Annotated in this window: 21 protein-coding genes; 11 read left to right on the forward strand and 10 right to left on the reverse strand. The window is 38.0% G+C overall.

Features of this window, described 5'->3' with window-relative positions; translation table 11 throughout:
* The first annotated feature begins 10 nt into the window (after window positions 1-10).
* From LB454_RS05680 to rlmB, 5 genes are all read left to right on the forward strand, one after another.
* Window positions 11-3235, forward strand: coding sequence for a SusC/RagA family TonB-linked outer membrane protein (locus LB454_RS05680; RefSeq protein WP_224463641.1), 3225 nt, complete (start codon window positions 11-13; stop codon window positions 3233-3235).
* Window positions 3236-3247: 12 nt separating this feature from the next.
* The gene (locus LB454_RS05685) at window positions 3248-4915 is read left to right on the forward strand and encodes a SusD/RagB family nutrient-binding outer membrane lipoprotein (RefSeq protein ID WP_224463642.1); all 1668 of its coding nucleotides are present in this window, start codon (window positions 3248-3250) and stop codon (window positions 4913-4915) included.
* A 12-nt stretch (window positions 4916-4927) separates the two neighbouring features.
* A complete protein-coding gene (locus tag LB454_RS05690; protein WP_224463643.1) occupies window positions 4928-5899 on the forward strand; it encodes a hypothetical protein in 972 nt (323 codons plus the stop codon).
* Window positions 5900-6016: 117 nt separating this feature from the next.
* Entirely contained in the window at window positions 6017-7867 is a 1851-nt protein-coding gene (locus LB454_RS05695) for a S8 family serine peptidase (RefSeq protein WP_224463644.1), read from the forward strand.
* 66 nt (window positions 7868-7933) lie between these two features.
* Window positions 7934-8674 (forward strand): 23S rRNA (guanosine(2251)-2'-O)-methyltransferase RlmB, encoded by a 741-nt coding sequence (rlmB, locus tag LB454_RS05700; RefSeq protein WP_224463645.1) that lies wholly within the window; start codon window positions 7934-7936, stop codon window positions 8672-8674.
* A gap of 13 nt (window positions 8675-8687) precedes the next feature.
* On the opposite strand, the gene LB454_RS05705 is transcribed toward rlmB, so the two are convergent.
* Window positions 8688-9446 carry a rhomboid family intramembrane serine protease gene (locus tag LB454_RS05705; RefSeq protein ID WP_224463646.1) on the reverse strand — a complete coding sequence of 253 codons (759 nt, stop codon included), beginning with the start codon at window positions 9444-9446 and terminating at the stop codon, window positions 8688-8690.
* A 96-nt stretch (window positions 9447-9542) separates the two neighbouring features.
* Here LB454_RS05705 and LB454_RS05710 point away from each other — a divergent pair, with 96 nt between their 5' ends.
* Window positions 9543-10820, forward strand: a complete 1278-nt coding sequence (locus LB454_RS05710; RefSeq protein ID WP_224463647.1) for a replication-associated recombination protein A — start codon at window positions 9543-9545, stop codon at window positions 10818-10820.
* Here LB454_RS05710 and LB454_RS05715 read toward each other — a convergent pair.
* From LB454_RS05715 to radC, 4 genes are read right to left on the reverse strand one after another with little or no spacing between them, the layout of a single operon-like run.
* Window positions 10814-11590, reverse strand: coding sequence for a hypothetical protein (locus tag LB454_RS05715; protein WP_224463648.1), 777 nt, complete (start codon window positions 11588-11590; stop codon window positions 10814-10816). The two genes, LB454_RS05710 and LB454_RS05715, sit on opposite strands and share 7 nt — an antisense overlap.
* Before the next feature lies 1 nt (window position 11591).
* Window positions 11592-12266, reverse strand: a complete 675-nt coding sequence (locus tag LB454_RS05720) for a YjjG family noncanonical pyrimidine nucleotidase (RefSeq protein ID WP_224463649.1) — start codon at window positions 12264-12266, stop codon at window positions 11592-11594.
* Entirely contained in the window at window positions 12267-13550 is a 1284-nt protein-coding gene (locus LB454_RS05725) for a polysaccharide deacetylase family protein (RefSeq protein ID WP_224463650.1), read from the reverse strand.
* Window positions 13551-13553: 3 nt separating this feature from the next.
* Complete coding sequence (gene radC, locus LB454_RS05730; RefSeq protein ID WP_224463651.1) at window positions 13554-14252, reverse strand: RadC family protein; 699 nt, start codon at window positions 14250-14252, stop codon at window positions 13554-13556.
* A gap of 141 nt (window positions 14253-14393) precedes the next feature.
* Between radC and LB454_RS05735 the strand changes: the two genes are divergently transcribed.
* On the forward strand, window positions 14394-14972 hold the full coding sequence (locus tag LB454_RS05735; RefSeq protein WP_224463652.1) for an FMN-binding negative transcriptional regulator: 579 nt from the start codon (window positions 14394-14396) through the stop codon (window positions 14970-14972).
* Window position 14973: 1 nt separating this feature from the next.
* On the opposite strand, the gene LB454_RS05740 is transcribed toward LB454_RS05735, so the two are convergent.
* The 4 genes from LB454_RS05740 to ahcY all read right to left on the reverse strand — a co-directional run bounded on the left by LB454_RS05740 (window position 14974) and on the right by ahcY (window position 19260).
* Complete coding sequence (locus tag LB454_RS05740) at window positions 14974-15417, reverse strand: 3D domain-containing protein (RefSeq protein WP_224463653.1); 444 nt, start codon at window positions 15415-15417, stop codon at window positions 14974-14976.
* Between the two features lie 149 nt (window positions 15418-15566).
* Window positions 15567-16922, reverse strand: a complete 1356-nt coding sequence (locus LB454_RS05745) for a UDP-N-acetylmuramate--L-alanine ligase (protein WP_224463654.1) — start codon at window positions 16920-16922, stop codon at window positions 15567-15569.
* A gap of 81 nt (window positions 16923-17003) precedes the next feature.
* On the reverse strand, window positions 17004-17843 hold the full coding sequence (locus tag LB454_RS05750) for a tetratricopeptide repeat protein (RefSeq protein ID WP_224463655.1): 840 nt from the start codon (window positions 17841-17843) through the stop codon (window positions 17004-17006).
* 100 nt (window positions 17844-17943) lie between these two features.
* Window positions 17944-19260, reverse strand: coding sequence for an adenosylhomocysteinase (gene ahcY / locus LB454_RS05755; protein WP_224463656.1), 1317 nt, complete (start codon window positions 19258-19260; stop codon window positions 17944-17946).
* Between the two features lie 52 nt (window positions 19261-19312).
* Between ahcY and LB454_RS05760 the strand changes: the two genes are divergently transcribed.
* Together LB454_RS05760 and LB454_RS05765 are read left to right on the forward strand one after the other, a co-directional pair.
* The gene (locus tag LB454_RS05760; RefSeq protein ID WP_224463657.1) at window positions 19313-19945 is read left to right on the forward strand and encodes a 4'-phosphopantetheinyl transferase family protein; all 633 of its coding nucleotides are present in this window, start codon (window positions 19313-19315) and stop codon (window positions 19943-19945) included.
* Window positions 19938-20648, forward strand: a complete 711-nt coding sequence (locus tag LB454_RS05765; protein ID WP_224463658.1) for a phosphoglycerol geranylgeranyltransferase — start codon at window positions 19938-19940, stop codon at window positions 20646-20648. The genes LB454_RS05760 and LB454_RS05765 overlap by 8 nt, the downstream gene beginning before the upstream one ends.
* 2 nt (window positions 20649-20650) lie before the next feature.
* Here the strand turns inward: LB454_RS05765 and LB454_RS05770 are convergent, their stop codons facing one another.
* Entirely contained in the window at window positions 20651-22018 is a 1368-nt protein-coding gene (locus LB454_RS05770) for a saccharopine dehydrogenase family protein (protein ID WP_224463659.1), read from the reverse strand.
* Window positions 22019-22087: 69 nt separating this feature from the next.
* Between LB454_RS05770 and LB454_RS05775 the strand changes: the two genes are divergently transcribed.
* Complete coding sequence (locus tag LB454_RS05775) at window positions 22088-22486, forward strand: DUF423 domain-containing protein (protein ID WP_224463660.1); 399 nt, start codon at window positions 22088-22090, stop codon at window positions 22484-22486.
* Between the two features lie 68 nt (window positions 22487-22554).
* A complete protein-coding gene (gene pckA / locus LB454_RS05780; RefSeq protein WP_224463661.1) occupies window positions 22555-24171 on the forward strand; it encodes a phosphoenolpyruvate carboxykinase (ATP) in 1617 nt (538 codons plus the stop codon).
* The last annotated feature ends 4 nt before the right edge of the window (window positions 24172-24175 follow it).

Consider the following 24175-nt stretch of genomic DNA (forward strand, 5'->3'; position numbering starts at 1 on the left):
AAACAAAAAAATGAGAACAAAGTTAAGTGGAATTTTAACGCTATTTTTAGCGTTGGTTGTGCAGGTAGCAGTTGCACAGACCAAAACAGTGACCGGAACGGTGACTGACGACTCCGGGCTACCCCTTCCAGGAGCAAACGTATTAGTAAAGGGGACAACTAATGGTACACAGACAGATTTTGATGGAAACTATTCCATTGAGGCTAGTGCAGACCAGAGTTTGGTATTTACCTATATAGGTTTTTCTACCGCAACAGTAAAGGTCGGTAATCAGACTGAGATCAATCTTCAAATGGAATCTGGTGAAGCACTGGACGAAGTAGTAGTTGTGGGTTTTGGTACCTCAAGAGAGAAAAAATCTCTTGGTTATGCAGTAAGTCAAGTTGAATCCGAGGGTCTTGAGCAAAGAGCTGAAGGTGACCTTGGTCGTGTGCTTAATGGTAAAGCCTCTGGGGTTGTGATAAACAGCACAAGTGGTATTTCCGGATCAGCAACCAACATTAACATTAGAGGTTTTTTATCTATCAACAACTCAAACCAACCTTTATTCATCGTTGATGGTGTACCAATCTCAAATGACACCAACGCGTCAGGAAACTTTGTTAATGGTAATTCCGGATCTTCAAGATCTTTGGATTTGGATCCAAATGCTATTGAAAGTGTTTCAGTCTTAAAAGGATTTGCTGCAGCTACAGTCTACGGATCGGACGGTAGAAATGGTGTGATTTTAATTACCACCAAAGCAGGTTCTGCAGGTCAAACCAAAAAGAAAAATGAGATTACAGTTTCACAAGGTATTTTCTTCAACGAAATTGCTTCATTACCGGATTACTCTGAACGTTTTGGTAACGGATTCGACGGTGCTTTTGGTAACTTTTTCTCCAACTGGGGACCAGGATTCTACGAGGAAGGTTTTGGAGGCTGGGGAGCTTCTACAAGTGGTATAAGCCCAGACGGAACCTACACTCACCCATACAACAGAGCTAATTTAGCCAATGTTTTTCCAGAATTTCAAGGACAAACTTTACCATGGGAAGCAAGTAATAGAGGTGTAAGTGAGTTTTTTAGAACAGGTGTTGTCAGAAATACCTCTGTAAACGTTGCCAGTACATCTGATGATGGTAAATTATCCTACAATGTTAACTTTGGTCATTTGGATGATGATGGGTTTACACCTGGGAACAATACTACAAGAACAAACTTTTCTGTAGGTGGTCGCGCCTTGTTATCCAATAAATTTACTGTAAACAGTACCATCAATGTAAGTAGAACAGATTTCAAAACCCCTCCTGTAGCTTTAAGTTCAGGTTCAGGTGTTACAGGTACAGGACTTTCTGTATTTGCAGATGTCTTTTACACACCTACGAACATCCCTTTAATGGATTTACCATTTCAAAATCCAGTTACAGGAGCCAGTGTATATTACAGAGCAGATGAAGGTATTGTCAACCCTAATTGGGTAGTTAATAACAGTTTTGTTAATCAGGTGACTTCGAGAATGAATTCTTCCAATACTATCACCTATGATGTCAACGATAATTTTAACTTTTTATACCGTGTTGGTCTTGATGTATATTCTGAGCGTAATGAAAGCGGACAAAACATCGGAGCTAATGCCGGAAGTGTTTTAGGCTCTTACCGTTCATTCACGAATACCAACATCGTTTGGGATCACAACTTCCAAGTCAATGGTAATTATGATTTAACGTCTGACATCAACCTGAATTTTACTGTTGGTGGTAACGCTAGATATAATAAATTTGATCAGGATGGTGTAAACAGTTCTGGACAAATTGTGTTTGATGTCTTTAGACATTTTAACTTTAGAGAACAAACTCCACAACAATCTCAGAATTTTAGAAATATAATAGGTCTTTATGGAACAGCAGATTTTGAATATAAAGATTACTTATACTTCAATTTATCGGCTCGAAATGATTGGGTGTCTAACCAAATTGATAATTCCCAATTTTACCCAAGTACAAGTGTTTCCTTCTTACCTACTTCTGCATTCACAGACTTGAGAAGCAAGAACGGCTTAAATTACTTGAAAGTTAGAGCTGGCTACGGAACATCTGCTGGTTTTGCACAAGGTTTCCCAACAGTAAATACTTTGCCACTTAATGCAAGGTTCTTTACTCCACAAGGTAGCGCATCTCCGATTGCCAACAACTCATTATCAAGAACATTGGCAAATACAGAGATACGTCCAGAACTTTTTGAAGAATATGAAGTAGGTTTGGAAGCTAGAGCTTTAGATAACAGATTGACTTTTGACTTTTCTTATTTTCAAAGAAATACAACAGACCTTATTATCAACAGACCTCTTGCACCAAGTACAGGATTTACTTTGACTCAGTTCAACATTGGTAAACTTGAGGGTTATGGATTTGAAGGGGATTTAGGCTATAGAGTCATTCAAAATGAAGGAACAGGTTTCAACTGGGATGTAAATATAAATTATACAAAATACCGTTCAGATGTTACCGATTTAGGATTAGAGCCTGGCGCAGATCCAGAGGATAGTGGAATTGTATATGCAGGTTTCACAAATAGTATTGGTAACTCAGCTGTGGAAGGATTTCCATTTAGCTCTATTACTGGTTCCTCCATTGCAAGAGACGAAAATGGTAATCCACTAGTAAATTCTTCTGGTTTGTATGTAGTCGACCAGGGTCCAAATGTAATTGGTGATGCTACACCAGACTTCCTAATGAACTATTCAACTACGCTGTCCTACAAGAATTTGTCTTTGAATGCATTGATTAGCTACCAACATGGTGGAGACATATATTCTGAAACCATTGGTACATTATTAGGTAGAGGTGTAACGACAGATACTGATAACAGATTGGATACTTATATCCTACCTGGTGTAAGTGAAACAACAGGGCAAGTTAATACAACTCAAATCAATAACTCATCTTACTATTTTGATGTGGTAGGTCTACAAGGCCCTGATGAAACCAGAGTTTACGATGGTTCATTTATCCGTCTTGCTGAAGTTTCTTTAACTTATTCTTTTCCTAAGGATTGGTTAGAAACTACTCCTTTTGGAAGTTTATCATTATCTTTAGCTGGATACAACTTATATTTTGATGCCCCTAATACTCCAGACGGTGTTAATTTTGATCCTAACATTATAGGTACAGGTGTTGGTAACGGTAGAGGTTTAGACTTTATAAACGGTCCTAGCGGAAAACGATATGGATTTACTTTAAGAGCAACATTTTAAAACATTATGACAATGAAAAATATAAAATATTTTATAATTCTGGCGATAAGTCTGTTGACGCTTCACTCTTGTGAAACCATAGACTTAGACAAAAGAAATAACCCGAATTTTTTAAACCCTAGTCAGGCCGATATCGACTTAACGATGAATGCTATACTGGTGCGTTTAGGTACGTTTACTGAAGCAATTGGTGAGTATGGATCTGAGTTTACAAGAATCAGAAACATGTTTGGCAACAACTACGCAAACGTTTATAGCCCAGCTACATTTAGTGGGGTTTGGAATCAGGCTTATGCTGATATCTTAAATGATATCAGATCTATGAATACTCAAATTGAAGGATTGGAAGGGGAATTCGAAAAACACAGAGCAGTTGGTGATGTAGTAGAAGCCTATTTAATTGTAACTCTTGTAGATTATTTTGGAGACATCCCTTACTCTGAAGGATTTGATGAGTCCAATCTATCTCCTGCCATAGATGAGGGCAGTGAGGTTTATCAAGCTGCTTTGGATTTACTTGACGATGCTATTACAAAATTTGAACAACCAACCACGGTTGAATTAGCAAACGATTTCTACTATGATAATGATTATGAGACCTGGGTAAAATTAGCTAATACACTGAAAATGAAAATTTTTATTCAGCAAAGATTAGTTAACCCAAATGCAATCAGCCAATTTGATGCAATTGCTTCAACTGGGAATTATATTCAAGAAGGAGAAGATTTTGTTTTCAATTTCGGAAGCAACTTAGACAATCCTAACTCAAGACATCCGCTTTATAACGATCAATACGCTCCAGGTGGTCCAACTTTACATTACATGTCTAACTGGTTAATGGATAGAATGGTAAATGGACAGGATGTAAGAGATCCAAGAACCAGATATTACTTCTACAGACAAGTAGATGATGTTGCTTCAAACGTTTCGCCTAACGGTGATGAAAAACGTTGTACTGTGCAAACCATTCCTCCTCACTATGACAACAATAACGTCGTTTATTGTATCATAGATAACAATGAAGGTTTATGGGGAAGAGATCACGGAAGCGCTGATGGATTACCACCAGACGGATTCTTAAGAACTGCATTTGGTATTTACCCAGCAGGTGGACGATTTGATGACAGTAGTTTTGAAATCATAGATGGTAATAATTATGGTGCTGATGGAAATGGTGTATCGCCAATTATCCTTGCCTCTTCTGTTGATTTCTGGAGAGCTGAAGCTGCACTTTTTGGCGGATCAGGATCTGCAGATCAACTATTAGAAAGTGCAATTACTAAGCATATCAATTACGTAAGAACTTTCACAGGTAGAAGCGCTCAATCTTTTGACGAAACTACGATTCCAGATGCTTCACTTGATGCAGATTATGTTGCTTCAGTTTTAGCTGATTTCAATAGCTCTGCTGATGTTAATGACAGACTAGATGTATTAGGTGAGCAATTATTTATCTCATTGATAGGTAACGGAACCGATGCTTATAACTATTATAGAAGAACTGGTTCTCCTAGAGATATTCAGCCAAACATTGAACCTAACCCAGGGCCTTTTCCTAGATCTCTATGGTATCCTACATCAGAAATACAAGCGAACCCTAATGTATCTCAAAAAGAAGATTTGACCGTAAGAGTATTTTGGGATGACAATCCAGTAAGTGGTTTTCCAGTAAATAATTAAAAAATATATAAAATGAAAACACTATTAAGTAAAATAAGTCTCGTTGCAGCTCTTGCCTTTATGGTTGGGTGTAGCGACACAGATAGACCCATCGACGAGCTTTTTGATGGGACCACAAGAGGTACAGTATTAAAAACTGTAGAAAGTGAAACTAGTCTGGAATTCAACGTAGGTGTTGAAAACTTGGTTACCATCGCTGCAGAAGTGATTGATCAAAGAGGACAGGATTTTGAAAAGGTAGATGTCTTTATGAGCTTTAGAGATAATAATCCAGAAGATGGAGATGAGTCTAGAGATGAAGCTTTATTCACAACTATAAATCCAGGAGATTTTGATAACAGTGGCGAATATCCTAAGTTGAATCTTCAGTTTACAGAAGTTGATGTTAACAACTTCTTTGATTTAACCGAAGAGGATTATACAGGAGGAGACCGTTTCAATGTAAGATTGGAACTGGTGATGAATGACGGTAGAGTCTTTACCAGCACCAATGCTAATAATGTTGTAACAGGCGGACCATTTTTCCGTTCTCCATTTCAATATAATATCAATGTCACTTGTTTTATTCCTGAAGACTATTTTGTAGGTGAGTATACTGTAGAACAAATAAGTGAACAACAAAATCCTTTCTTTGGTGGTAATGGACCTGCTTTTGACAGTGAGCCACAGACTGTGAATATTGAGAGAAGTGGAGCACAAAGAATTTTTACATACAATTATTTCCCTGAAAGTTTTGCAAGTGAAATTACAATCACACTAGATTTAATTTGTGGTGAAATATTTGTTCAAGGAACTGGTAGCGGTTTAGCATGTGCAGCAGGAGCACCTGCAATTGGACAATCTTCACCAGAAGTTCCTTCCACTTTTGATTTGGAAAATGATCAAGAAATTCTTTTAGATCTTCTTGACTTTGAGCCAGATGGTGACTGTGGTACAGGAGGTTATTTAGTTAATTTAAGATTTACAAAACAAACAGGAAACTAACACTTAAATTTATTTAAGTACTAAACCCGCTTCAAATGAAGCGGGTTTTTTATGTTTATAAGTAAAAACTTGTACTAAGCTCTTAATTTCCATATCTTTAGGCAAAAAAAGAAAAAAATGAAACATTTATTTACGATTGGAATGGTCGTTTTGTTCAGTTTATTACAAGTAAATGCTCAAAACGACGTATTGGTAGACGTGTTAAATTATGAATCAGAACAAAGGGAAAGGGTCAACACCTTTATCGCTCAAAATCCTTTATCTCTTCGAGAAGAACAAGGCAAAAGACTTTGGGATGTTATAAACGGTCAGGCCATCTACATTGAAGATTTGAACATCAGAGCAGCAAGGTCTACCAGAACCAACTTTATAAAACCTGAAGGAGATTTGGGTCTTAATCTCACAGGTATTGGAATGGATATAGGGATCTGGGAAGTAGGTGGTATACCTCAGCCAGACCATCTGGAATTTGGGGACAGAGCAGGAGAATCCAGAATAAAAGTAGTAGATAGTATTGGCACAAGTTTTCATGCCACGCATGTAGGAGGTACGCTCATAGCACGGGGAGAAAATACAGGGGCTCAGGGAATGGCTATATTTGCCACAATGAGTGCATACGATAATGTATCGGATGTAAGTGAAGCACTGCGTGCAGCCAGAGATGAAGCTATGCTTATCTCCAATCACTCCTATGGTGTGCCGATTGAAAATATCGAAGGGAATGAATGGCTGGCAGGTGCTTACAACAATACTGCCAGAGTTTGGGATAATCTTACCAACAACTATCCTTACTACCTCCCGGTATTAGCCGGAGGAAATGACGGAAGAGTAGAATATGAAGGAGGTATTGCGGAAGGGTACGACAAATTGACTACAAATTCCAATTCAAAAAACCTGCTTATTGTAGCCAATGCATCCAATGTGTTTCTGGATAACGAGACTGGCGTGATGACCAATGCAACCATCAATCCAGGAAGTTCTCAAGGACCTACAGATGATGGTAGAATTAAACCAGATATTGCAGGACTTGGCACTGGTATTACTTCTACTGCACCAAACAATCAATACGGCACTGCAACAGGAACCTCAATGGCATCTCCTAATGTAGCAGGCTCTGCTTTATTGCTGCAGGAACTTTATGAAAGATTGAATGACCAATACATGCTATCCGCTACCCTAAAGGGCTTAATATCTGTCACAGCAGATGATGCAGGACCAGAAGGTCCGGATCCATTTTTTGGCTGGGGGGTAATGAATTCAAAACGTGCTGCAGAAGCCATCATCAATAATGCAACAGAGGATATTATTACTGAAAGAACACTTATAGATTCCAGAACAGAAACCATAAGGGTAGAAAACAATTCCGGGATACCTATGAAAGTGGCAATGGCCTGGAACGATCCTGCTGGACCAACTGCAGATAATGGAGTCTTCAATGACAGAACTCCGAGGCTAGTGAACGATTTAGACTTAAAAGTAGTAAGTCTGGAAGATTCAGAACTGGAATATTTCCCCTGGTTACTCGATATTACCAATGTGGAAGCAGCTGCCTCCAAAGGGGTAAATACTGTAGATAACATTGAAATTATTGAAATTGAAGAGCAAGGTACTTTTGATATTATAGTAAATCATAAGGGTGAATTAAGAAATGGTGAACAGGATTACACACTTATTATTTTGAATGGTGTGGAGCAACCCCTATCCAGCGAAGCTTTCAACTCACAGGACATCACCTTTTGGCCAAACCCAGTCAAAAACACCCTTAACATTTCTTCTTCTGAAGTCAGTTTTTCGAAAGATGTACAGGTTTCAGTATATGATATGGTAGGTCGTGAAATTTTAAGTTTTGAAGACCTAAATGCAAACGGTACTTTGAATCTGGACATGAGTTCACTTTCCAAAGGTATTTATATTCTTAATCTTAACGATGGAGAACAAAGCCTTCAAAAAAGAATCATTAAAGAATAAGAGGTATTCATAGGATTACTAAAGGGATTGACATAATTTTGTCAATCCCTTTTTAAGTTTTATATCATGGAAGATTCTCATATCATTTTTGGAATTCACAGCGTTGTAGAAGCGCTAAAGCAAAACAAAGACATTGAAAAAATCAGTTTGCTAAAAGATTCCGACAATCCTAAACTCAAAGAAATTGAAGGTTTGGCAAAGCAACAAACCGTAAAGGTATCTTATGTGCCCATACAGAAATTTAGGAAATTTGAGAACTTAAACCACCAGGGAGTTATAGCACACACCTCACAAATCTCCTATCAAGATTTTGAATCTACCGTAGAAGCTATACTGGAAACCAAAGAGACACCTCTGTTTTTGCTTTTGGATGGAATTACAGATGTAAGAAATCTTGGAGCTATCCTGCGTACCGCTGAGTGTACGGGAGTAGATGCTGTAATTTTACCAAAAAGCGGAAGCGCTCAGGTGAACAATGAAACCATCAAAACTTCAGCTGGTGCTGCTTTTAACATTTCAATTTGTAAGGTAGACCATCTTAAGGATGCCATTTTCTACCTCAAGTCATCCGGAGTAGAACTTGTAGCTGCCACCGAAAAAACAGAACATTCTATCTACGAATTAGAACTTCATAAACCTTTAGCTATCATTATGGGCGGAGAAGGCGAAGGCATACAACCCAGCATTCTCAAAATGGCAGATCAAAAAGGGAAGCTACCCTTGCTTGGCTCAATCGAATCTTTGAACGTGTCTGTGGCTTGTGGTGTAATTCTATATGAGACTGTAAGACAAAGACTGAAGTCTTAGTAAGGTAGAAGTATTAATTATCCTTATTTTTATATACAGTTGATTCACCCCCGGTCGTATCTTGTGTAAATTGGTTTGTGGCCTCCTCTTCGGGATCCAAAGGCCTAAAATTTCCATGCTCATCAAATTGCTTGAGAAACTCATCTTCTTTTTCAGAAATAGGTTTTGGCTTTTCAATGGAAGGCAAACTACTAAAGTGTGAGGATTTTAATATAAAACTAACTAAAAACCCCATAATGAATCCTGACAAATGCCCCTCCCAGGAAATACCTGGCTTACCGGGCATCGTTCCCCACACTAGACTGCCATAAAGAAACACTACGACTAGAGATAAGGCTATTAGTCTGTAATTTTTTGATCTTAGACCTTTGAAAAATAAAAAAGAAGCCAGGAAATAAACCATCCCACTAGCTCCAATGTGGTAAGAAGACCTTCCAATGATCCAGGTGAGCAACCCAGATCCTAGCAAGCCGTAAAGAAGACTCTTCCAGGCAATATCTTTATAGAAATAAAACAAGCTGGCAGTAAGCACAAGTATGGGAATAGAGTTCTTATACAAGTGCTCTATACCGCTGTGAATAAAAGGCGAAGCCAAAATACCAAACAAACCTTTGATTTCTCTGGGGTACACTCCATAAGTTGTAAAATCGAACCTGAATTTGATTTCTATCCAGTACACAACCCAAAGCACAAACACAAGCAGTAGCGGCCATAAGATCGCTGCTACAATGGAATTTCTATGATGCTGAACAATAAAATCTCTTTGATTCATATGTCAAAAGTATCGAAAAAAAGAATCAACGCTATTTGAAATCATAAGATATACTAACAGGGATTGAGGTCAAAAATTAATTCCTAATTTTGAATTATGAAAGCACCTTTAGCAGAACGTCTTCGACCAAAACAGTTATCTGACTATCTAAGCCAATCCCATCTTGTTGGTGAACAAGGGACGATTTCGCAAATGATAAAACGAGATCTTGTCCCCTCCATCATCTTTTGGGGTCCGCCAGGTATAGGGAAAACAACGCTGGCGAATTTGATCTCCAAAGAAACCAAACGTAGTTTTTTTACGCTTTCTGCGATAAGTAGTGGAGTAAAAGATGTGAGAGAAGTTATTCAAAAAGCCAAACAAGACCAGGGCCTCTTTGAGCAAAAAAATCCGATTTTATTTATTGATGAGATTCACAGATTTAGTAAATCTCAGCAAGATTCTCTATTAGGTGCTGTAGAAAAAGGGTGGATTACACTTATAGGAGCCACCACGGAGAATCCGAGTTTCGAAGTCATTCCAGCTTTATTGTCCCGCTGCCAGGTTTATGTGTTGAATGAATTTTCTAAAGAGGATTTGATTCAGCTTTTGCAAAGAGCATTGAAAGAGGATGAGTTTTTATCCAGAAAAGAAATTGAACTTAAAGAGACCACTTCTCTACTCCGTCTTAGCGGTGGCGATGCCAGGAAACTTTTGAATATGTTTGAGCTGGTCATCAATTCTGTAGATGAAGAACCCATTGTCATCACAGATCTTCTGGTCGAAGAGAAGATTCAACAGAAAACAGCACGGTACGATAAATCCGGTGAACAGCACTACGATATCATATCTGCGTTTATCAAATCTATACGCGGCAGCGATCCCAATGCAGCCGTGTACTGGCTGGCAAGAATGATAGAAGGTGGAGAAGATGTGAAATTCATTGCCAGACGATTGATTATTCTGGCCAGTGAAGACATAGGCAATGCCAATCCAACAGCCTTAATCATGGCCAACAATACCTTCCAGGCAGTAAATACCATTGGTTTTCCAGAAGCCAGGATTATACTAAGCCAGTGCGTGATTTACCTGGCCACTTCCCCCAAAAGTAATGCATCCTATCAGGCTATAAATGAGGCGCAGGCGCTGGTCAAACACACTGGTGATTTGTCCGTGCCCTTATCCATAAGAAACGCACCAACTAAACTGATGAAGGACCTTGGCTACGGTGATAATTATAAGTATGCTCACAATTACGAAAATAACTTCGTACAAGCAGAGTTTATGCCAGAAGACTTAAAAAATAAGGTCATTTACAAGCCTGGCAAAAACAAAAGAGAAGACCAGTTAAGAGAGTTTTTAAAGCAAAAATGGGCTGGAAAGTATGATTACTGATCTATTTTTTTGAACACCATGTTTTGAATTTCATTTAAATCTTCATCCATGTATTCTATATTCAAATTACCTTCAGCATCGAAGTAAGCAGCCCCGTTGATGTCACCAGAATTAAAAAGAAAACTGCCTTTATCTGCTAATTGCAATTCCGCATAATTTTCTTTTCCTGAATTGGCTAATAGCCTATAGTCTTTATTTCCATTTTTGACCAGCCAGTATGTCTGCCCGCCAAATTTATATATAGTTTTATCTGGATAAGCTTCTTCTTTTGAGCCAGAATTTTTCTTATCCTCTTTTTGTCTAAGAATAGCTGTTTTAGTTTCAGTCTTCTGTAGAGAAGGATCAAAAATATAATTGACTTCAGACAGGGAAGAAAATGCTCTCTTCAATGCCTGTTGGTAGCCCTCTCTGAAATCTTTGATTTTACTCTTTCCTTCTTCAGACTCAAATAAAATATTATCGTAACAATCTTTAAGTCTCACAATGGTGCTTATGCTTAAGAATTTACTGGTATCTTCAACTTCCAGGAAAAGAGGTTCACAAGTGTTGCCACGGTACTCCATTGGGCGCTCTTCGGTATTCATAAATACTTTGAAACCGCTTTCCTTTAATAGCACTCTGGATAAAATATTGATTTGATACTGGTTGGGCTCATCTTGAAAGTCAAATTCCATTGGGACTATCACGTACTCATAGGCATTCAAATTGTTCGTTTGGCTCCAACCTATTGACATCGAAACCAGAAGGATAAAAAGTATACTTGTTCTCATTCTAAAATAAAGTTTTTAATTCGTTCAAATTTTGAATTTGCAGACCTTTATAATCTGGATCTTTTCCAAAAAATATGGCTTCCATTCCAAAGGATTTGGCTCCTTCCACATCCGCTTCCAGATTATCACCAATCATGACACTTGCATGAGTTTTGGTTTTTGCCAGGTCTAAGGCATATTCGAAAATAATTTTATTTGGTTTTTTGACACCTGCGTCTTCTGAAGTTGTAACGGTATGAAAATAAGGCTTGAGTTTAGAATTGCCCAATTTTTTATGCTGTACTTCGTAAAAGCCATTGGTAATGATATGCAGTTTATACTTCTGCTGCAGGTAACTCAGCACTTCAAAAGTATGCGGAAACAAATGATTATGGTTAGGCAAATAATCAATATAAGCTTGAGATAAATCGTTAATCATTTGGTCTGAAGCCCTGAATTTGAGTATTTCAAACACCTCATTTAGGCGTTTAAACCTCAAGTTTTGCTGCTCAATCTTACCTTCCCTAAAAAGCTTCCAGTATTTTCTATTGATGGGTAAATAAACGTCGAGAAAATCTTTAAGCGGAAGGTCGACTCTGTAGTTTTCAAAAATAGTGGCAAACGTGAGTTCAGAATTTTTGTCAAAGTCCCAAAGAGTGTGGTCTAAATCAAAAAATATATCGGTAATGTCTTTCATCTATATCATTTCTTTCATCATTGCAAAGATGGCATTTTTAAAACTGCGATCTGCAAAATCTGAATTTTCAAATATAAAGTTCATCTGACCATTTACAGCCTTTATAGATGACTTTAATTGTTTTAATTCTTCAATTTTTTCATAAACATCCAGGTTTCTCAACACATTGGAATTGAGAACATAAGGTTGAACTACAAGTCCTGAGACCTGTTCCAGATTTAAATCATAAAATTGGAAAGAGGTACAGGTACCTGCTCTAAAGCCAATATTTCTCTGATAGCCCATAGAAAAATCCTCTTCAATTTCCAGTTTATTGAAATTCAAGTAGGCATCTGGAAAATTAAGGTGATAATTTTTGATAAGCGCTTTGGACAAACTCCGGTTCACAATGCTCTGCCAGCGCTTCTTTTCCTTTTTCAAAATCTCAAAGCTATACAAAGCTTCAAATCCTGGAAGCAAGCCCAAATCGCCGTAATCTCCCATAGACTTAATCAGTTTATGATAAATTCGCTTGTTGTAGCTGATGCTTTTGGTGTAACGTGAGTAATTGCTCAACTGAAAATAAAAATCCAGCTGCAATCTATTTTCCTTTGCAAAGTCTATGAGTTCATCGTAGATATCATAAGGATCCTGTTGAAACCTCAGCATAGTTTTGAATCTGTCAAACATAGATTTCAACTGCAACTGAAATAGGTCTCTAAGCGTTGCGCCTACAAACCTTACAAAGCCGTTATGTCTGTGCTTAAAGGCTTTGGACACCGAAATCAAAAAATGACTTTTGAATTTCTTTTCAGGAAACTTCTGATCCGGAAATTTAATCTTTAAAATGGCTTTTAGCTTATAAGCCCAGACGTCTACTACTGGCGTTTTCAAGAATTCATGCTGATAGGCTAAACTTTCTTCGATAGGATAAGAGTCCACATCATTTTTTACATGGGGCTGGTATTCCTCGTACCTGGTCACCAGGTAAAAGGATGCTGAAAAAATATCAAACGGGATATCGCTTTCTGAAGACACCCTAAAAAAACAAGGAACATCCTGCCAAATATCCATACTGAAATTGAGGTCATTGATTCCCGACTCTTCAAGCAGTCCAAATTTCTGGATAAATACCTCATTCCCCAATCGTTTTTTGGCATAGGAAAATTTCACCCCTTCAAAAGCGATAAAGTCTTCCACTTTGGAACAAAATTTCACCTTGAAGCCTAAAATCCGTCCACAAATGTGTCTAAAAATATAGTTGATTCTTGGTGTTTGTTTGGGTATATAAACCAGTAATTCCATAACTTATAGCAGGCTTTCGTCAGCGAAGCTAAAGTAAGTTTTTTCTGTCACAATGATATGGTCCAGTACCTTTATGTCCAGAAGTTCTCCTGCTTTTTTAATCTTTTGGGTTATGGTTTTATCGGCCTGGCTGGGTTGTAAGGTTCCCGAAGGATGATTATGTACGAGAATAAGTGCTGTCGCCCCCTGAGCCAGTGCACTTTTAAAAACCAATCGTGTATCTACCATAGTTGCGGTTATACCTCCTTTGCTTAATGGAAACTTGTAGATCACCTTATTGGAATTATTGAGCATCAGGACCCAAAATTGCTCGTGGTCCAAATCCCCTATAAACGGATGCATTATTGAGAACACATCTTTACTTGAGGTGATTTTATTAAGCTTTTCCATAGGTTCTGCTCCACGCCTGTTACCAAGTTCCAACGCAGCCATAATACTGATGGCTTTGGCTTCGCCAATACCTTTAAACTCCTGAAGCTGTTTGAGATTAGTTTTAGCCAGCTTATGCAAACTGTTTTCTGAGGTATGAAGGATACGTTTACATAGCTCAACAGCACTTTCTTCTCGGTTTCCAGAGCCTATTAAGATTGCCAAAAGCTCTGCATCACTAAGGCTGGATTTTCCTTTATGAATTAGCTTTTCTCTAGGTCTGTCGTCTTCCGACCAATGTTTTATACTGAAGGAATTCGGGGATGATGGCATGTGCTTAAGATTTAGATAAATATAATCAATACTAAAATAAAGAGGAAACCATGAAAGTGATGATAATAATTAATCGAATCAAAATTTAATAAGAATCTGGAGAAGGTTGTACTTTTGAAAACTCAATTTAGATCAAGACTCATGAGTTATTTACCAGAACATTTCACAGAAAAGGATTGGATCGTTGTCAAGCATTTTATCGAGGAATTCCCATTGGCGACTCTTATCACCAGCTTTGAAAATGAAATTTTCACCTCTCATATTCCTTTCATCATTGAAGACAACAAACTTTTGGGTCATATCAATAAAGACAACCCACAGTATAAACACCTCAACACTTCTAAAGTTGAATTGGTATTTCATGCAGGAGATGCTTACATATCGCCTTCAGCATTTCCTACCGACGAACTTCCGACTTTTAATTTTGCCAAAGTGCACGTCAAGGGGCAGGCAACTTACGTGGAAGACAAAAGGCTTATCAAAAGTCTTGTGGATATGACAGATCAAATGGATGATGATTTTAAACTGGAGTACACGCATCCCAAAATCGATCAACTGAAACACTTCATTCAGGGTTTTGAAATTTCGATAGAATCTTATCATGCTCGGTTCAAGATGAGTCAGGATAAATCTAAAGCCCACTTTGAGAAGGCTAAATCTATGATGCAGGAAAGTCAGACCCGAAGATTAACCAATTTTTTAAAGCACTTGAAATTTTAAGTTATTCAGCAGCCTCTTCTATTTCCACATCCGTATAGTAGGTGATTTCAACTTCCTGCCGACCCCAGTCTACCGCCGCTTCTTTATCCAGACCCATGTAAATGTCAATTTTATTGGTCCAGCGCTTGTTCATTTTGTCTTTTACAATGTAAGTCCCAGGAAAACCTTCTATCTCGACTTCCTGGTTGTGATCCAAACCCAGTTGAATCAAATCGCGAGAGACGGCAATAGCTTTCTCTTCAGCTTCTAAAGTATCGCCCCAGGCGGTAAGGTATGGATTTCCTTTTTTAGTTTGATTTTCTACAGAATTGTAAGCTGTTGCAGTGACGACTCTGGTAACTTCTTTAGTATCATCTTCTTTAGTCTTACAGCCTAATAATAATCCGACTAAAAATAGGACAATTAAATTATTGATGAGGCCATTTGGTATGTAAAGGTTGATCATAATAAGATTTAATTTTTTTGTTCTTCGTCATCTAAGCAAGGTAAGTTCTAGTGAGTTCAATTGAAGTTAAAATAGACCTCACAAATTATAGACAACTGTGAGATCGTATTTATGATCATCGAGATTATAAAATTTGCTATCCTTCAGAATTACTGTATCCAGTTTTTCACTTCATCAAAATCCAAACCTCCATAATTTCCGGAACTCATCAAGAGCAGAACATGATCCATATAGGTTTTAGATTTCAGAAATTCCTGAAATGCTTCCGGATCGGTATAAACCTTTAAATCTTTTCTTCCAAAAGCCTTGAAAATTTGGTCTTCAGTGATGGCCTCCAGCTGTTTAATTTCAAGCGCTTTTGGCGAATAAAATACAACGGCTTCATCGGCTGCATTGAGAGCTTCTTTGTATTCTTTTAGAAATTCAGCATTCAGACTGCTGTAGGTATGAAGTTCCAGGCAAGCCAGAACAATTTTAGAAGAAAACTGAGCTTTCACAGCTTTTGTCGTTGCCAAAACCTTAGACGGAGAATGTGCATAATCTTTAAACACAACTGCTTTGTTGGATTTGGCTATTTTCTCTAAACGCTTGGATGCTCCAGTAAAACTGGTGATGGCTTCATAAAAATCATCCTCATCTACACCCATATGCTGGCAAATCCACTTGGCTCCTGCTATATTTTGCAAGTTGTGTTTACCAAAAACCTCTACAGGCATAGGGCCTTCAGCAGTCTCAAGATACGTATCTCCATCTTCAATACTATGCTCTGGTGTAGAATATGCGTGTTTTCGGGTGGGTTTTGTCGCCTTCTGAGCCAACTGAGTTAAAATATCGTCTTCTTCATTGTAAACCAAAGTACTCCCATTGGTCATGGTGTCCAGAAAAATCTCAAACTGCTCAACATAATTTTCAAAGGTGGGGAACACGTTGATGTGATCCCAGGCAATGCCACTCAAAAGTGCAATATTAGGTTCATACAGATGGAATTTTGGCCTTCTGTCCAAAGCAGAACTCAGATATTCATCCCCTTCCAACAAGATGAAATCGTTTTCATCGGTCAGGTGAACCATGGTGTCAAAACCTTCCAGTTGGGCACCCACCATGAAATCTACTTCTTTATCATGATAATGCATCACGTGCAAAATCATAGCCGTAATCGTTGTTTTACCATGCGAACCTCCTATAACAACTCGTGTTTTATTCTTGGAATGTTCGTATAAATATTCAGGATAAGAATATATTTTGAGACCAAGTTCTTTAGCCTTCAGCAGCTCTGGGTTATCAGCTTTGGCATGCATTCCTAATATTACAGCATCAGTTTCAGAAGTAATTTTTTCAGGAAACCAGCCAAATTCCTCTGGCAATAAACCTTTGGCCTTCAATCTAGATCTTGAAGGTTCAAAGATTTCATCGTCACTTCCTGTGATGTAATCCCCCTTTTCGTGAAGAGCCATCGCAAGATTATGCATGGCACTCCCTCCTATCGCTATAAAATGTAAATGCATGTATGTGTTTATTTAATTCAAAGATAAAGGTTTCCATGCTAGATGAAAATGTTCCTGCCTGCAATCCTCCCTAAAATTTCCCTAATTCAGTCTGGATTTTAGTTGGTTGAGTTGTTCTATTTCTTCTGAATTTAATTCAGAAAGATTTATGGCGCTTAGAATATCTAGAGCTTCCCGCTTATTTTTATTCAACGTAAGGGCTCTATCGACATACACTGAAGCTAAGTCGACAGAATTCAATTTTTGGATTCCTTTTTCTAAAGTCTGAAAGTAATTTAAGTCATTTCCAGAGCGTTTATAAAGCTCTGCCAATTCTTTGTAAGTTGTCACCGACTGACCCAACTCAATCGCTTTTTTGTAATGCGTTTCAGCTTTTTGATAATTTTCCATTTCTCTTTCTATAAAACCAAAAGCCAAAGCACCATCTACTGCACTTATGGTTTTTAATTGGGAAGCATATTCACGTGAGGTACTTTCACTACCACCAAGTATACCCGGAAGTTCGAGATACATCTGCAGCAAAGCCCAGCGCGAATTGATATGCTCTGGATCCAGCTCAGCAGCTTTTTTTAAGTGAAACTTGACATCACCGATAAGACTAGCAGCTTTAAATGGATTGGCATTTTTGGCAACCAACCCAAGCGCACCACCATATCTAAAGTGATATTCCGCCTCATCAGGATAATCTTCAACTAAAGTTTTATTCACCTCAGCACTGTCTTCCCAACGTTCCAGTTTTGCATAAGCCTGACCCAAATAATCTCTTGCCATTTTATGGGATGGCTCGGTTTTTACAGCAGTTTCCAACTTAGAAACAGCGAAGTCAAATTTTCCATCTTCAAAAGCTTGCTTGCCGTTTTCGAATGCATTTTGAGCTAAGGTTATAAATGGTAATAGTACTAGCAATAAGATAACTTTCATTCTATAAATTTGGTTCACAAGGAAATGATGCTTTTCTATAAAAATATAAAAACCAAGCCTTACAGCTTGGTTTTTATAAATTGAATGTTTCAATTCTAAATTAATATCTGTAGTATTCAGGTTTGAATGGACCTTCCACTTCCACTCCAATGTAATCAGCCTGATCAGATTTTAACTCAGTCAATTCAACACCGATTCTTTCTAAGTGAAGTTTGGCGACCTTTTCATCAAGATGTTTTGGCAACATATATACTTCATTTTTGTATTGATCGGTATTTCTCCAAAGCTCTAATTGGGCTAAAGTCTGGTTGGTGAATGAATTACTCATTACAAAACTTGGATGACCTGTTGCACAACCAAGATTAACCAATCTTCCTTCAGCAAGAAGAATAATATCCTTCCCGTTGATCGTATATTTGTCTACTTGTGGTTTAATTTCGACACGGGTATCTCCATGGTTTTTCTTCAACCAGGCCACATCGATTTCGTTGTCAAAATGACCGATGTTACAAACCAGTGTTTTGTCTTTAAAAGATTCAAAATGCTCACCTCTTATAATATCTTTATTTCCAGTAGTGGTGATCACGATATCAGCTTTTTCAGCAACCGTTTCCAGTTTCTTCACTTCAAACCCGTCCATCGCGGCTTGTAAGGCACAAATTGGATCAATTTCAGTAATAGTGACAATAGAACCAGCTCCTTTAAAAGATGCTGCAGTTCCTTTACCTACATCACCATAACCACAAACTACCACACGTTTTCCTGCAAGCATCAAGTCGGTCGCTCTTCTTATCGCATCTACAGCACTTTCTCTACAGCCATATTTGTTATCAAATTTAGATTTGGTCACACTATCGTTGACATTGATAGCAGGCATAGGAAGTGTTCCGTTTTTCATTCGCTCATAAAGTCTGTGAACGCCTGTTGTTGTTTCTTCAGAAAGGCCTTTGATGCCCTCTGCTAGTTGAGGATATTCATCCAAGACCATATTGGTAAGATCACCACCATCATCCAAAATCATGTTGAGAGGTTTTCTGTCTTCACCGAAAAATAAGGTTTGCTCAATACACCAGTTAAATTCCTCCTCTGTCATTCCTTTCCAGGCATAAACAGCTACACCAGCTTCTGCAATAGCAGCTGCAGCGTGATCCTGAGTTGAAAATATATTACAAGAACTCCACGTTACCTCTGCTCCTAGTTCTACAAGGGTCTCGATAAGGACTGCAGTCTGAATAGTCATATGTAAACATCCAGCGATACGAGCACCTTTCAATGGTTTTTCTTTACCAAATTCTTCCCGTAATGCCATCAATCCTGGCATTTCTGACTCGGCTAATTCTATTTCGCGTCTTCCCCATTCCGCCAAAGTAATATCTTTGACTTTATAAGGAGTATAAGGTAGTGTTTCCGTACTCATAATTTATTTTATTATATTTTTGGACAAAATTAAGGAAACCCGTTATAACTCTATGCCGATTTACAAAAGAATAACAGTAGATGAACATACTACCGCACTAATTTGGAAAATTGAAGAACCTTTAGAATTTCTTGAAAATGGAGTAAAACTCAGCGACTACTGCAGGGAAAGATATGACGGGATGAAATCCATGATTCACAAGAAAGGCTTTATGAGTATTCGTCACTTGCTTCAAAACTTTGGCTACACTGATTTTGATTTGAGTTATGATGAAAAAGGCAAACCTCACCTCAAAGACGGAAAACATATATCCATTACCCATTCGTTTGAATTTACTGCCGTGATCGTTTCTGATAAAAAAGTAGGTATTGACATCGAAAAGCAGAGAGATAAAATCAAACTCATCGCCCCAAAATTCACGCCTATCGAAGAATACAAGGCCCTGGGAGAAGGAGAAGACCTGATAAGAAAACTCACTATCGTCTGGGGTGCTAAAGAGTCACTCTATAAATTGTATGGAAAAAGAGGATTATTATTTCTGCATGATATTTTTGTAGAGGACTTTGATATTTCAGAACAAAAAACAACGGCCAGAGTTACTCACAACCAAAATATTACTTATTACACACTTAATTTTCTTGAGTTTGAAAATTTCACCTGTGTTTATGCTCTAGCTCATGAATAATAAAACATTCAAGCCTATTTTTGAGTCTATTACTGAAGCGGTTTCTCTTCAAAAAAAACTGTTGAGCATCTTAATTGATCCTGATAAATTTGATCTCACATCAACCGAAGCTTTTCTCAACCAAATTCCAAAAGTAACCAACTATCTTTTTGTAGGTGGTAGTGAAGTTAAAAATGGACAAACCGAAGTGGTTATCGATCAACTCAGGCAATTATCGAATCTGCCAATAGTTTTATTCCCCGGTGATGTCAACCAAATTACTGATCGAGCAGACGCTCTTTTATTTCTGAGTCTACTGTCTGGGCAGAATCCAGAATATCTTATCAACCAGCAGGTCAAAAGCATATCAAAACTTCAACATTCGTCTTTAGAGCTTATTCCAACTGGCTATATCTTAATTGACGGTGGAGTTCCCACTTCAGTTTTGAAAATAAGTCAAACCAAAGCCATTCCTCAAGATCAAGTTTCAATTGTGGTACACACGGCTTTGGCCGGACAGTTCTCTGGCAAACAACTCATTTACCTGGAAGCTGGCAGTGGTGCTAAATGTCCGGTTTCCACAGAAATTATTTCTGAAGTCAAAAAAAACATAACTATCCCATTAATTGTTGGTGGCGGCATCAAAACCGAATTTCAAATGGAAAAAGCTTACAAGGCTGGCGCGGACATGGTGGTGATGGGCAATGCTTTCGAACTAACATAAGCCTAAGTAAGCTGGTCCGGATTGTAGCCTAAATACGGACGTTCTGTTTCTTCAAATTTGATATCGTAATCCTCCAAAGCTTTCAAAATAGGATTATAAACCTCTGGATGTATTGGTCGCAAGACACCCGGCTTGTCTATTTCTCCGTTCAGGATTTTCAAAGTGGCAATACCAACGGGTAAGCCTACCGTTTTGGCCATAGCTGTATAAGTCTGATCTTCGCCAATACTCACCATCGTAGAATCGATTTGTTTTTTCTCCCCATCGAGTTCGTATCCAAACTTATGATACATTACAATCATGTCTTTATCTTCAGGATTTAGCGTCCATTTATCTTCCAGGATTTTTTGCAGAGCCTGTGCTGGTGTAGCGTCTTTAATTCCGATTTTCTTTTCGGAATTAAAAAGATCGAGCTCCACCAGTTTATCCCAAATCAAATCGTCCTGATCGATTTTTAAGCTGAGCCTCAATTTCAATTCAACTGAATCTGTCGGTGAATAAGGCAAAAATGAATTTACAAATGATCTATAGCTCATGTTTTCAGTGTTTTGCATAGAATAAGTATCATCTGTCATGCCTAGCTGAACAAATACGTTCCATGCTTTACTAAAACCAATTCGTCGTAAAGTCCCTCTATATAAAGTAGGAATGTCTTCTAAACCGTAAATGCTTCTATAAGCCAAAGAATTTCTGTTGGCCAGGCCTTCAAAACGGCCATATTTGGGAATCTGAAGAAATTCAGTTCTACGAAAAAGTCTTTGGTAGGGAATATATTTATACTGCCCTTCCTGAATAAATTCTGCAGCACCACCCTGACCAGCTACAACAACATTTCGTGGATTCCAGGTAAACTTATAATTCCAGAGGTTATCATCACTTTCGGGAGCCACTAATCCACCAGTAAAAGATTCAAAAAGCAACATCTTTCCACCTTTGGAACGAATTCTGTCAATGACCTGCATGGCACTCATATGGTCCACGCCAGGATCTACTCCTATTTCATTCATGAAGGTCAGCCCTTTTTGCTTGACGTCTTCGTCCAAAGCTTCCATTTCTTTAGATACATAAGAAGCAGTCACCATATTTTTATTGAATCTTACGCAATCTTTAGCTACTTCTATGTGAAATCTAGCAGGCAGCATGGAGATAACAATATCTGCCTTTTGAATAGCTTGTTCTCGCTCTGAAGCTTGAAAAATATCCAGGGCAACTGCTGAAGCCCGTTCATGATTTGCAGCCAGATTTTGAGCTGCTACTTTGTTTTTATCTGCTATGATGAGTTTGAAGTTTTGATTTTTTGATTCGCCAAGCAGAAATCTAACGAGTGATGAAGTAGATTTTCCTGCGCCTATGATTAAGATGGATCTCATGATCAATTATGAATTTTAATGATTAATTTTGGTTGAAATTTGAAAGTACATAATATTAAGCACATAGAAATGAAGGGGCAAAAAAAGTTAATTTTATTGGGAAGTAGTCTTGGGTTTATAGGAATTATTTTGGGAGCCTTTGCGGCACATGGTTTAGAAAATCTTATTTCTGAAGATGCTATAGATACATTTGAAACAGGTGTTAAGTATCAAATTTATCATGCACTCTTCCTTTTATTTTTATCTTCTCAAAACTTTACCACTTCAAAGTTAAATCGAACGTTATTTTGGCTGGTTTTAATCGGTGTTCTTTTCTTTTCTGGTTCTATCTACGGGTTAGCAACCAATGACCTCACCTCGTTCGATTTCAAGCAGATCGCCTGGATAACTCCAATTGGCGGTACACTTCTTATTTTGAGTTGGGCTTTAGTCTTTATCAACGTTATAAAAAAACGTAATAATTTATAAGAATTAGTTTCTTTAGTTAGATTTAAACTCATTAGATTTGTATGCCATAACAACAACACAACAAAATTATGAGTAATCTAAAAGGAATTACGAAAACGATTGAGTTAAAAAAGTATGGCATCCTTTCAAAAAACGTTCATTACCAACTTTCCTCTGAAGAATTACATCAAATCACTCTTGAGAAAGGGCAAGGTGTAGAAGTCAATTCTGGTGCAATTGCAGTGAACACAGGAGAATTCACAGGTCGCTCGCCCAGAGACCGATTTATCGTAAAAGACAACATCACCAAAGATGAAGTGTGGTGGAGTGAAATCAATCTTCCCTTTGATCCGGATCAGTTCGATAAGCTCTACAATAAGGTTGTCGATTATCTTGGTGACAAAGAACTTTTCGTAAGAGACGCTTACGCATGTGCAGACGATAATTACAGACTCAACATAAGGCACATTAACGAGCTTCCCTGGAGCAACATGTTTGCACACAATATGTTCTTAAGACCCACAGAAGAAGAATTGGAGCAGTTTTCACCAGAATGGACGGTCATCAATGCTCCTGGATTTATGGCAGATCCTGAAGTGGACGGGACTCGTGCTCATAACTTTGCAATTCTTAATTTTACTCGCAAAGTTGCTTTAATTGGTGGGACAGGCTACACGGGAGAAATCAAAAAAGGCATATTCTCTGCCCTTAATTTCATCTTGCCAGTTATGAAGAACACCTTACCCATGCATTGCTCTGCAAACGTGGGGAAAGATGGAGATACGGCTATCTTTTTTGGACTTTCCGGAACAGGAAAAACAACTCTTTCTACAGATCCAAATCGAAGTTTAATAGGTGATGACGAGCATGGATGGACTAATGAAAATACGGTATTCAATTTTGAAGGTGGCTGCTATGCCAAGGTGATAAACTTATCGAAAGAACAAGAGCCTGAAATTTATAAGGCCATCAGAAAAGGTGCAATCCTAGAAAATGTTATTGTGGGCCCTAACGGTAACGTGAATTTTGAGGACACTTCAATTACACAAAATACTCGCGTAAGTTATCCTATTTATCATATTGATAATATTAAGAAACCATCCATCGGTAAAGATCCAAAAAACATATTTTTTCTAACTGCTGATGCGTTTGGTGTACTACCTCCTATATCAAAATTAACTCCGGCACAGGCAGCTTATCACTTCATATCTGGATATACTGCAAAAGTAGCGGGTACAGAAGCGGGAGTAGTTGAACCAGTACCAAGTTTTTCTGCTTGTTTTGGTGCTCCTTTCATGCCTTTGCACCCTACAAAGTATGCAGATATGTTGAGTAAAAAAATGAAAGAAGCTGGCGTTAACGTATGGTTGGTTAATACGGGCTGGTCTGGTGGTCCTTATGGTGTAGGTAAGCGAATAAAGTTGGAATATACCAGAGCGATGATCAACGCAGCATTGAATGGTCATTTGGGCTTATATAATTATAATGAATATCACATTCACTCTGTATTTGGAGTAGCACAACCAAGATCCTGCCCTGGGGTTCCGACACAATTATTAAGTCCTAGAAACACTTGGAATAATGATGAATCCTACTATAAGATGGCTTTTAAATTATCAAATGCTTTTAGAGAGAATTTTCAAAAATTTGAGTCTTATGCTTCAGAAGAAATAAGACGTGGCGGTCCTCAACGTTATGGGTTCTAAGCTA

Origin of the sequence: Psychroflexus montanilacus (assembly GCF_020164535.1) — a bacterium.
GTDB lineage: Bacteria > Bacteroidota > Bacteroidia > Flavobacteriales > Flavobacteriaceae > Psychroflexus > Psychroflexus montanilacus.